11 protein-coding genes are annotated in these 10,605 nt (G+C 64.7%); all 11 read left to right on the top strand.

Annotated elements, in window-relative coordinates:
- The first annotated feature begins 691 nt into the window (after positions 1-691).
- Positions 692-1,576, top strand: coding sequence for an MBL fold metallo-hydrolase (locus TNMX_RS13630; RefSeq protein ID WP_084221157.1), 885 nt, complete (start codon positions 692-694; stop codon positions 1,574-1,576).
- 102 nt (positions 1,577-1,678) lie between these two features.
- Entirely contained in the window at positions 1,679-2,335 is a 657-nt protein-coding gene (locus TNMX_RS10785) for a helix-turn-helix domain-containing protein (protein ID WP_038032053.1), read from the top strand.
- Positions 2,336-3,229: 894 nt separating this feature from the next.
- Entirely contained in the window at positions 3,230-3,685 is a 456-nt protein-coding gene (locus tag TNMX_RS13425; RefSeq protein WP_253269402.1) for a hypothetical protein, read from the top strand.
- A gap of 231 nt (positions 3,686-3,916) precedes the next feature.
- On the top strand, positions 3,917-4,339 hold the full coding sequence (locus TNMX_RS12420; protein WP_052037976.1) for a hypothetical protein: 423 nt from the start codon (positions 3,917-3,919) through the stop codon (positions 4,337-4,339).
- On the top strand, positions 4,327-4,830 hold the full coding sequence (locus TNMX_RS10765; protein ID WP_084221156.1) for a hypothetical protein: 504 nt from the start codon (positions 4,327-4,329) through the stop codon (positions 4,828-4,830). The genes TNMX_RS12420 and TNMX_RS10765 overlap by 13 nt, the downstream gene beginning before the upstream one ends.
- 34 nt (positions 4,831-4,864) lie before the next feature.
- Positions 4,865-5,131, top strand: coding sequence for a type II toxin-antitoxin system prevent-host-death family antitoxin (locus TNMX_RS10760; protein WP_038032046.1), 267 nt, complete (start codon positions 4,865-4,867; stop codon positions 5,129-5,131).
- A complete protein-coding gene (locus TNMX_RS10755; RefSeq protein ID WP_082333084.1) occupies positions 5,128-5,547 on the top strand; it encodes a type II toxin-antitoxin system VapC family toxin in 420 nt (139 codons plus the stop codon). Before TNMX_RS10760 ends, TNMX_RS10755 begins: the two co-directional genes overlap by 4 nt.
- A 40-nt stretch (positions 5,548-5,587) precedes the next feature.
- Positions 5,588-6,538 carry a ParA family protein gene (locus TNMX_RS10750; protein ID WP_038032044.1) on the top strand — a complete coding sequence of 317 codons (951 nt, stop codon included), beginning with the start codon at positions 5,588-5,590 and terminating at the stop codon, positions 6,536-6,538.
- Between the two features lie 35 nt (positions 6,539-6,573).
- Entirely contained in the window at positions 6,574-7,434 is an 861-nt protein-coding gene (locus TNMX_RS10745) for a ParB/RepB/Spo0J family partition protein (RefSeq protein WP_052037981.1), read from the top strand.
- Positions 7,435-7,485: 51 nt separating this feature from the next.
- On the top strand, positions 7,486-9,789 hold the full coding sequence (locus tag TNMX_RS10740; RefSeq protein ID WP_038032042.1) for an Eco57I restriction-modification methylase domain-containing protein: 2,304 nt from the start codon (positions 7,486-7,488) through the stop codon (positions 9,787-9,789).
- Positions 9,786-10,605: hypothetical protein (locus TNMX_RS10735; protein WP_038032039.1), on the top strand; the 820-nt coding region annotated here is incomplete at its 3' end. The genes TNMX_RS10740 and TNMX_RS10735, both read left to right, overlap by 4 nt.

Here is a 10,605-nt window from a genome sequence, read left to right as displayed (position 1 = left end):
AATTCCTTTGTTTGCTACTTCAAAGCTCCACCCCCGTCATCTTCAGGAGAACGCGACTCCGGATCAGGTTATGGGCCAAGAGGATGAGGTTCGCCCTTACCACCAGCCCCCAGCGGGAACGAGCTCTAACCTGTTTGCCTTCGGGCAAAGCAACTATCCGGGGAGGCCCCAGGGAACGCACCCTCGTGCCCAAGTGCGTCTCCTTTCAGCTCCCCACTCTCCCCATCCAAGCCCTCCAAGGAGTGGCTACCACCTTCCCTCCCCGGGTGCGGTAAGGCGGCGTGACCACCCCCTCCACCCAGCAGGTCAGGCCCGAAGGGGCTAGCTTGCCTCTCCGGTCCCCCAGGACATACCCCAGACCCTTGCCAAGCACCTCCTCCCAGGCGCTACATTTGCTGTTCTGAGCATCTAGCGTCTCTGAGAGCCTTTTCTGGAAGCGGTGGAACCGGTACAGGATAAGGGCCAGGAGTAGAACCCCTGCTAGGGCCAAAAGCCCAACAAAAATGGTCAATGTTGCCATCTGCTAGCCCCCCTTTGGTACAACCCCCTTCTTCTTAGATCTAATGCAATCACGCTTTCGGATCGTCAGGTAGACGACACTTCGCGTCCGCCAGTAGATCCTGCTTCGCACCCTCACCCCTTTGGCGGGATTCTACCCCATCCTGGAAAATATTCCCGAGGAGGAACCCTTATGAAGTGCTTTCCCTTTGGAAGCCTGGACGTTCTTGTCTGGGGAGGCTGGGGGGAGATTGGGGGGAACCAGATCCTCCTCTTCACTCCCCAGGGAGGCCTCCCGCTGGACTTCGGCAAGCCCTTCGGCCGCTTTGGACCCCACTTCACTGAGTTTCTGGGGCCCCGGGACCGCCTGGGTCTTAGGGACCTGCTCTTCCTGGGCCTTCTGCCCCCGGTGCCGGGCCTCTACCGCAAGGGGAGCAGGAATACCCTCTTCCCCTCCCCCCTGGAGGAGGACTTCCTGCACCGGAGGGCACAGGAGGGGGGCGTGGGGGTCGACGGCGAGGGGATCCTGGCCCTCCTCCTCAGCCACGCCCACCTGGACCACTCCGGGGCCCTGGGCTACTTGCGCCAAGACCTCCCCGTGGTGACCAGCGCGGCCACCGCTGCCATCGCCGAGGCCATGCAGGGCATGAGCAAGGGGGGTGGACGGAGAGACCGCTTACCTGAACCCCCGCACCCTGAAGGAGGATGCGGGGATCCTAGGGGCCAAGGGCGGGGCCTACCTGCTGGTGGAGGGTACCCGGCTGGGCAGTCCAGGGAAGACCTACACCGAGAGCCAGGTCAAGGCAAACCTCCACGACCTCCTTTCCCAGCACCCTGGGGCCCCCATCGTCGTGGACTTCGCCCCCCACAACCTAGAACACCTCCTCTCCGCCCTGGAGGTGGTCGAGGCCCTGGAGCGCCACCTGGTGGTCACTCCCAAGGATGCCTACCTCCTGTGGGGCCTGTCCGAGGCGGATCCCCTTTGGGGCCTCGTCCCCTCCCGGGTCCTCAAGGAGGGCAAGGCCGGGCGGGAGAGCCGGAAGAAGGTCGTGTGGAAAGAGGTGGAGCTTTGAAGTAGCAGAAGTAACAAACGAAGGAACCCACAAAAATGGCAGCTTGACTGTAGGGTGTGAATAGACCCTAGATTGCCTAACCAGGCTCTTTATTTTAGGATGAGACTATGCCACGCCGCAAACAGCCCCAAGAGGCCCTGCCTCCTCGCATCCGCGCCATCATCGAGCGCCGCAAGGAGCTGGGCCTGACCCAGGAGGAGCTCGCCCGCATGGCGGGCTTCTCCTTCAGCCTCATGGCCAAGATCGAGCGCGGGGCCACCGACCCCCGTTCCCTCTCCGCCCTCTACCTCACCAACCTGGCCCGGGTCCTGGGCCTGCCCCTCTCCGTCCTCCTGGACGAAGGGCTCCCGGAAGGCCTCGAGGAGCGCCGCCCCGTGCCCCTTCCCCTCTACCCTTCCCTGCAAGCCGCCCTCTCCGGGGAAAGCGCCCGCCAGGCCTACCTGGCTCCCGAGGACCTGCCCAAGGGGGCCTTGGTGGACAAGCTCGCCTTCCTGGAGCTTCCCGGGCCCTGGCTCTTCTCCCTCACCCTCCCCTTCCCCCTCACCAAACCCCTGCGCCTTCTGGCGGAGCTGAGGCCCCTGGTGGCCCGGGAAGGGGTCTACGTGGGCCGCCTCGAGGGCCACCCCGCCCTCTTCACCCACGAGGACCTGGAAAGGAAAAACTTCGCCCTCTACCCCCTCCTCCAAGGGCTTCCCACCCTCTGGACCGAGGGCCGGGAACCGGAGATCCTCGGCCTGGTGCGGGCTTGGTGGGTGCAGGGATAACCCCCTGTTGCTAAAGGATCATTCGGTGTGCTAGCCTTGGAGTGTGGTCTTTGCTTGGCACAGGGCTATGCTAATATGGCAAGACAAGGGAGGTGAGAGGAACAGGCTAACTTAGCGGCCTCCAAAAAGAAGCGGATCGGGGTTGCCCCCGACAGCTTGCTCTCAAGCTTGGTATCCGCCCCTTCCCAAGGCTAGGATACCAAGCCGCAGAGGGAGAGTCAACCTCTTTGGGCAACCCCACGGGCCCCAGGGCCGGGGTAAAAGGCCCAAAAAGCACCGTGGGACGCAAAAAAGCTCACTCCAAGGCTTGGACCTACCTGGACCACCCTTCGGCTTTCACCCTGATCCCGAACCCCATCCTCAAGCAGGCCCTCTCCGGCGAGGTGGGAGGGAAGCGCCTCAAGCCCATCCCCCGCCTGGTCTACCTCACCCTCCTCTCCCGGGCCCGCCTGGAGGGGAAGGAGGCCACGGCCCAGGACCTCGCCCTCCTCCTGGGCTTCGACCCCCGCACCGTGGAGAAGGCCCTCCTGGAACTCTGGGAGCTTGGCCTGGTGGAGCGGGGCGGCTACGGCTACTTTGCCCCCTTGCGCGCCGTGCTCCCCAAGGCGCACGCTGTGCAAAGCTCCTTGCACGCCGTGCAGGGGGAAAGCGGGGAAAAGGCCGTGCCAGACGAGCTTGGCTCGGTCCTAGAAGAAATAAGAGAAGAAGAAAAGAAAAAAACCTCCTCATCCTCTATCCCACCCACCCACCCCGCCTTCGGCAGAGGGGGAGGAGGAGCTTTGGGAGGAACCCCTAGCGGAACCCTTAGGGGAAGGCCACGAGGTGGAAGCCTCCCTTGCTTTCCCTCCGGGAGGGAGCGGAACTTCTGTCTTGACCCAAGCTTCCCCGCCGCTTGTGAAGCCGGGCACGAAGTCCCTGCGGGCCGCCCTGGAGGGGGCGGGGCTTTGGCGGGAGTTCTGGCGGGTCTTCCGCCCCGGCTTCGCCACCCCGGCCCTCTTCGGGGCCTACCTCCACCGCCTGGAGCGGGAGGCCCTGCCCCTGGGGACGGCCTTTCTGGAGGTCGTGGCCCGCACCCTGGAAGGGGCGAGGCGGGGGGTGGTGCGCTACCCGGCGGCCTACCTGGAGCGGTTGCTTCAGGAGCTAGCCCCCGAGGGGGCCCAAGCCCCTTCCCTGACCTCTTCCCTCGAGGCCCCGCCTTTCCAAGACGGCGACCTGCTCCTCCTGCCCGATGGCAGGCGGGGCTACTTCGGGGGCTGGACAGGAGGGGGTAAGGAGGCCTTCCTGGAGGTGGATGGGGTAGCCTACCGGGTGCCCAGGGAACTTCTCCTTGAGGCCCGTGTGGTAGGGTGAGGGAGATGCTGGAAGCCGAACTCCTCCCCGCTTCGTCGGGGGAGAAACCCCTTGGGGAAGGCTTCTCGGAAGGCGAGGAGTCTAGGCCACAGGACTGGTATTTCGCCCGGCTGGAGCTTTGGGGCACCCTGGAGCGCAAGATCCTGCCCCCCCAAGGGCAAGGGGGAAGGCTCTCAGGAGGGGGGGCGTCCCCGATGGGTCTACGTCCTGCGGGATCCCGCCTTGGGGGAGGTGCCCCTGCGCTTTCCCCGGGAAGTGTGGGAGCGGATCCCCTTCTGGGCCTTCCAGCGCCACTTGGGGCGCACCGTCTTAGCCCGCTTCTCCCCTCGTACGAACGCCCAGGGCCTTTGGTCCCCCTGGCACTCCCCCGCCTTGGGGTTTTCCCGGAGGCCGGGGGTGGAGCCATCCCGCTTCCAGGCGCGGGGCCGCCTGGTGGGGGTGGACCGGGAGGAGGGGCGGCTGGTGGTGGAGATCCGTCCCAACCCCCAAGGGGTCCTCAAGGAACCCTTCCGCCTCACCCTGCACGCCGCCCTGGCCCTCCTGGAGGGGCTTCCTTCCCTGGGCAGCGGGGTGTACCTGGAGGGGGAGCTGAGGCCCAAGAGCAGGCGGATGGTGGTGAGGAAGGCCGAGCTCGTTCCCCTGTGGGACGACTAGGGCACAAGGCTTTCCTCCACGGGGTGGCCCATCTCTCCCCTTCGGGCTGTGGGCGTAGCCTTCGCCTGGAGGCGCGGGGACTTTTCACCTTGCGGGCCAGGTTTCTGGGAGGTAAGGGCCCAGGGACGGGCTTCCACCAGGTGGTTCTCTGGTTTCGCACCGACCGGGAAGGGTTCGTCACCGAAGTGGTGGTGGCCCACTGGTCCCTCCTGGCCCCGGCCCCGGTGGGCTCCCTTCCCGACGAACCTCTGCGCTTCAGCCTCTTGGGGGAATGGCTGGGGGCTCACGAGGGTGTGGGAAGGGTCTGGGTGGTGCCCAAGGACCCTGAGGAAGCTCCTCCCTTCCCCGTGCGCTTTCTTCCCGTGCGCCCCCACCTGGTCCCAGCCCCAGGGGGGCTCGCCCTGGTCCTGGGACGGGTGGAGCGGGGGAGGCTCCTGGGGGAGGAGGTGCTGCTCTTGAGCGGAAGGGTCCTTTGCCCGGGGGCTGGCTAAAGCCTAGTCTGACCAGTTGTGCTAAGCTTGGGCTGTGGACAAGACCTGGCAGCTGCAAGAGGCCAAGGCCCGCTTCTCCGAGCTGGTGGAGGAGGCCCTGCGCTCCGGCCCCCAGGTGGTGACCCGCCGGGGCAAGCGGGCGGTGGTGGTCCTCTCCTGGGAGGCCTACGCCCGCCTGGCGGGCAGGGAGACCCGCCTCCTGGAGGCCCTTCGCCCCCAAGAACCCCTCCCCAATGAGGAGGTGGAGGCCCTCTTCCCTCCGGAGAGGGAGGGGATCGCCTACCGGAAGGTGGAACTTTGAGCTACCTCTTGGACACCAACGTGGTCTCCGAGGTGGCCAAGCGGGAACCCCACCCTGCGGTCTTGGCCTGGCTGGAGGCGGTGCCCCTGGGGGAGGCTTACCTTTCTGCCCTCACCTTGGGGGAGCTGGTGCAAGGGGTGGTGCGGGCTCCCTCGGAGCGGCGTCCCCGGCTGGAGGCCTGGCTGGACGGGATCAGACGCCGCTTCGCGGGGCGGATCCTTCCCCTAGATGCAGAGGTGATGGAGGTCTGGGGAGAGCTCACCGGGCGGGCCATGGTGGAGGGAAGGAGCCTCTCCCCCCTAGATGCCCTGCTGGCGGCCACGGCCCTGCGGCACGGCCTGGTGCTGGTCACCCGCAACCTGAGGCCTTTTGAGGGCGTGCCCGTGCGGGTGTTCAGCCCGTGGGAGGCTCCTTGAGGAGAGGGTATTTGGCAACACGTGTTATGATAGGGACAACATGGCACGGGTAAGGCTGAAGCCGCTAGCCTTGTGGGCCCGGGAGCGGGGTCTCCCCTACAGCACCGCCCACAAGATGCTCCGCGAGGGGAAGATCCAGGCGGAACGGGTGGGGGAGTGGTGGATGGTCCGGGAGGAGGTGCCGGAGGAAGGCCCGGCCCAGGGCAGGGTCCTCACCCTCTTCACCCACGCAGGCGGGGCGGGGAAGACCTCCCTCACCCGGGACCTCGGCTATGAGATGGCCTCGAGGGGAAAGCGGGTTCTTTTGGTGGACATGGACCCCCAGGCCAACCTCTCTGCCTGGTTAGGGCACGAGGAGGTGCCTGAGGAGGAAACGGCTCTCGTCATCTTTGAGGGCCGGGCCACCCCCCAGCCCAAGGAAGTCCTGCCCAACCTTCACCTCCTCCCCGCCCAGGTGGAGCTGGCCCGGGCTGAGGTTCTGCTTTCCCGTGAACCCCACAACGCCTTCGCCCTCCGGGGAGCGCTGAACGAGCTTCGGGAGGTCTACGACCTCATCCTCGTAGACTCGCTTCCCTCCCTGGGCTCCTTGGCGGTAGCTGCTGCCCTGGCGGGGGACGGCCTTATCGTCCCCGTGGAGCTTTCCCGGAAGGGGGCCCAGGCCCTCCGCACCGTGGTCCAGGTAGCCCGGGGCTACGGGATCTCCCTGCAGCGGATGCGCCTTTGGGTGGGTCGGAGCTTCGTGCGCTTGGTGGTTCCCACCCATGCGGAAGGCACCGCTCGGGACCGGGAAGCCCTAAAGGCCCTCGAGGAGGCTTTGAGTGGGGCTGTGCCCGTGGCCCCACCCCTGATCCGTAGGCCCGCCGTGTACCGGGAAGCCCAGGCCAAGGGGGTTCCCGTTCAGCTGGTGGGTGGGAACGAGGTGCTGCGTGAGCTCAAGGCGCTTGGCGACCTCGTGGAGGAAACGCTCCTCCAGGAGGAGGTGGCGGTGTGAAGCGCAACCCCATCAGCCCCTTTCTACCTCCTGATCTGGCCCGGGCCCTGGACCTCTCCGAGGTAGGGGGCGGGCGCCTCCTCCCCCTCGAGGCCCTCTCCCCCCGTCCCCAGCCCCGGCGCCGCTTCGAGGAAGCCTCCCTGAAGGCCCTGGCGGAGTCCGTCCGGGCGCACGGGGTTCTGGAGCCCCTCCTGGTGCGCCCCCTGGGGGAAGGGAAGTACGAGATCGTGGCCGGGGAGAGGCGCTACCGGGCGGCCCAGATGGCGGGGCTTTCCGAGGTGCCCGTGGTGGTGCTGGAGGGCCTGGACGAGAAGGCCGCCGCCGCCATCGCCCTCATGGAGAACCTCCAGCGGGAGGACCTGAACCCCTACGAGGAGACTGTGGGGGTCTTGGACCTCCTGGGCCTGGAGCTGGGCAAGGGCAGGGAGGAGGTGGTCAGCCTTCTTCACCGGATGCAAAAGGAGGCACGGGGCAAAGCGGCCCAAAACGTTTTGGGCCGCCCGGAGGCCAAGAAGGTGGAGGAGGTCTTCCGCTTCCTGGGGCGCATGGGGTGGGAGAGCTTCGTCCAAGCCCGCCTCCCCCTCCTGAACCTGCCCCCTGACCTCCAGGAGGCCCTCCTGGAAGGGGCCATCCCCTACACCGCCGCCTTGGAGCTCAAGAAGGTGAAGGAGGAGTCCCTCCGCCTGAGGCTCCTGGAGGAGGCCAGGGCGGGCCTCTCCCTAAGGGACCTGAAGGCCAAGGTGCGGGAGCTTCTTAGGAAGGACACCTCTCCTCCACCCTGGCACAAGGAGGTGCTGGCGAGGCTGGCCAAGGTGGACCTCGAGGCCCTCCCCGCCGAGAAGCGGGCCAAGGTGGAGGAAAAGCTGCGAGAGATTGGCGAGATACTGGGAGACTGAGGAGGGGGGTCTGCGACACGGTGCGCTTTCTCCAAGTGGGGGTTTGAGATCATGAGTTCCCTCTACACCCGATACGATCCCGAAGCGGTCCGCTCCTTTCTCCGCCGCTTTCCCAACTACGCTCCAGGGCCAGACGGTCAGGGCTTGTACCGAAACAAGGATGAGGGCGACCTGCCCGTAGTCGTCTGGCAGGTTGCCGATGCCACCCGCTACCGCACCGCTTTCAAGGAGCTGGCCGAAGAGGTGTGGCGCCGAGGGTATACCGGGGCGCTCTTCGTGCTGCACGACTCCCACGGCAACTATCGGCTGGGCTACGTGGAGATGCTTTACCGGGGCCGTCGAAAGCCCTTGCCTTCTGGCCGGAGCGTTCTGATAAGGGCCCATCACCCCAACAAGACCGCCAGACAGCGCCTGGCGCTCCTCGAGAGCCAGGCCCAGGAGGGGAAGCCCCTGACCCTGGGCGCTCTCCGGGAAGCCCTGTCGGTGGATGCGGTTAGCGACGAGTTCTACAAGGAGTTTGTGCGGGTCTTTGAAAGCCGCTTGGTGCCGGGCGTGGTGGGCCTCCCGGAAGAGCGCAAGCGCGACTTCCTCTTGGGCTTTGTGGCCCGCACCCTGTTCCTAGGCTTCGTGGCCAAGAGGGGGTGGTTGGGCGGAAGGGAGGATTTTCTGCCCTGGCTTCTGCAAGCCTATCGGGACCAAGGGTGGATGGGCCAGCAGCGCTTTTACCGGGAGTGGCTTTGGCCCCTGTATTTCGATGCCCTAAAGGGGCCGCCTGGCAAAAAGGGCAACTCCTTCACCGGGCTTCCCCAGGCGGTGCGCCAAGCCTATCTGGAGGCCCCCTATCTCAATGGGGAGCTTTTCAACCCCAAGGCTGGCTTAGATGAAGCCCATGTCTACTTGACGGATGAGGCCGTCCAGTCTTTCTTCGACTTCCTTTTCTCCTACAACTTCACCGTCGAGGAGAACACAGCTTATGAGGTCGACCTCGAGCTGAACCCGGAGTTTTTAGGCCTGATCCTGGAGCGTCTGGTCAACACCGTGGGAGTGGAGGGTAAGGCCACGGAGCTGGGGGCCCACTACACCCCTCGGGTGGAGGTGGACCTGATGGTGCGCTTGGGCCTGGCCGAACTCCTCTACCGCAAGGGCCTTCCCCTTCAGAAGGCTTACGCCCTTCTGGAGGGGGATACGGAAGGCTTAGACGAGGCCGAGCGCCAGAAGGCGCGGGAGGTTCTGCTCAGCGCGAAGATTCTCGATCCTGCCGTGGGCTCCGGGGCCTTCCCGGTGGGGGTGCTTCAGGTGATCGAGGAAACTCTGGATCTCCTGGGCGAGCCCCGCACCTTGGAGCGCAAAAAGCGCCTCTTGCAGAACCTCTACGGCGTGGACGCCCTGTCGTGGGCGGTCTGGATGGCCGAGTTGCGGCTGTGGCTTTCCTACTTCATCGAGCTGCCCGATTCCAGCCTCCACTCTCAGGAGCCTTTGTTGCCATCACTAGGCCTGCACATTGTGCAGGGGGATTCGGTGGTTCAGCGCATCGGGAACCGCGCGGTACCGACAAGGCTCGAACTGAGCCGGCAGGTCAGGCAAGACCCTCAGGTGCGGCAAGCGCTGAGCGCCCTTCTCGATGCCAAAGAGGGGTATTTCCACAACCGGGGAGTTGGCCGGGAAGAGGTGCGGCAGCGGGAGGAGGCTTTTCTGCTGGCGGTCCTGGATGCCCAGTACGGGAAAGGGGAACAAGGCCTATTGGTCAAGGGAGAACTCGAGGAGTATGACGAGGAGCGCAGATTTCTGGAGCAGGCGATTCGCTCCCAAGACAGACCCTTTCTCTATCTCCTGGACTTCGCCGAGGTCGTGGTAGGGGATGGTGGATTCGATCTGGTGATCGGCAACCCTCCTTATGTGCGGCAAGAGGCTATCATGGACCCCCTTCGCCGCTTCGATGAGGCCACGTACAAGGCCTACCTCCAGGATGAAGCTCGTCGCGACCTTGCCCGCTTTCCCGGCTTTCGGCACGGTGCTCTGCCGAACATCTCGGGCCGCTCCGATCTTTACGTGTACTTCTACGTCCGCACCCTAGCCCTTTTGAAGGAGACCGGGGTGCAGGTGTTCATCACCAGCAACTCCTGGCTGGATGTCCAGTATGGAGCCTGGTTGCAGAAAGTCTTTTTGCACTCAGCCCCCTTGCGCTACGTGATCGAGAACCACGCCGAGCGCACCTTTCAGGCAGACATCAACGTGGCGATTAGCGTGGCCTGGGCTCCTAAGTGGGTGCCGCAGGATTGGCCCGTGCGGTTTGTGGCAGTAGAAACCTCTTTTGAGGAGGCGGATCTTCTCCAGGCCTTGCGGGAGGTGCCGTGAAGGTCGTAGTGGACAACGGCAAGCTGCGGATCCGTTCGGTGACAGTCGGGACTCTGCTCCGAAAGGGGACGGAAGGGGAGCGCTACAAAGGCGGTCAGTGGGGTGGCCTCTACTTGCGGGCCCCGGAGATCTTCTTTCGAGTGTTAGAAGGGGCGGGGGATAAGCTGGTGCGGTTGGGGGATGTTGCCGAGGTCAAGTTTGGCATCAAGACGGGTGCTAACGGTTTCTTTTTCCTAAAGCCTCTCCCACATCGTCCAACTTGTCCCTTCTGCAAGGTGATCCATGCAGAGGCTCTAACAGATAAGGAAGAGCGGGCCTACCGTGAGAGAGGCGAGACCCCACCTGAGGGTACCTTGGTGGCGGTCAAGAATGGATTAGGCTGGGAGGGCTACCTTGAGTACAGTGTTTTGCGCTTACTTTTAAAGAGCTCCAAGGAGGCCCCTACTTTGGTTGTGCCCGTTACCCCCTCGCGGGTTTTCCTGCCTTCTTCTGCAAACCGAGAGACGTTGCCAAAGCACGCCCAGAACTACGTGGACTATGGGGAGCAATTGCCCATCACCGTAGCTAAAGGTAGGTCTAAAGGGGCCGTCCTCCAGGGGATACCTTCACTTTCTACCGTGCGTGGCCGCAACCCCTGGTGGTGGTTAGGAGAGTGGGATGAAGCGCCAATAGCACTGCCAATTTTCGAAAGGGCCCGCAAGTATGCTTTCTGGAACGAACAACGGGCGGTAATCGATCATGCTCTCTGCATGGTACGTCCTAGGGAGGGAGTGGAAGCCAAGGCGCTTTTCCTGGCGTTGAATAGTGCTGTTTTCC

Source organism: Thermus sp. NMX2.A1 (assembly GCF_000511705.1).
GTDB lineage: Bacteria > Deinococcota > Deinococci > Deinococcales > Thermaceae > Thermus > Thermus scotoductus.
The sequence above is the reverse complement of the archived record's forward strand: the minus strand, read 5'-3'. Positions and strand labels throughout refer to the sequence as shown.

Excerpts from the sequence above, each read along its gene's own strand:
- TNMX_RS13630 (WP_084221157.1), top strand. The coding sequence starts at position 692 with ATGAAGTGCTTTCCCTTTGGAAGCCTGGACGTTCTTGTCTGGGGAGGC.
- TNMX_RS10785 (WP_038032053.1), top strand. The coding sequence starts at position 1,679 with ATGCCACGCCGCAAACAGCCCCAAGAGGCCCTGCCTCCTCGCATCCGC.
- TNMX_RS10750 (WP_038032044.1), top strand. The coding sequence starts at position 5,588 with ATGGCACGGGTAAGGCTGAAGCCGCTAGCCTTGTGGGCCCGGGAGCGG.
- TNMX_RS10740 (WP_038032042.1), top strand. The coding sequence starts at position 7,486 with ATGAGTTCCCTCTACACCCGATACGATCCCGAAGCGGTCCGCTCCTTT.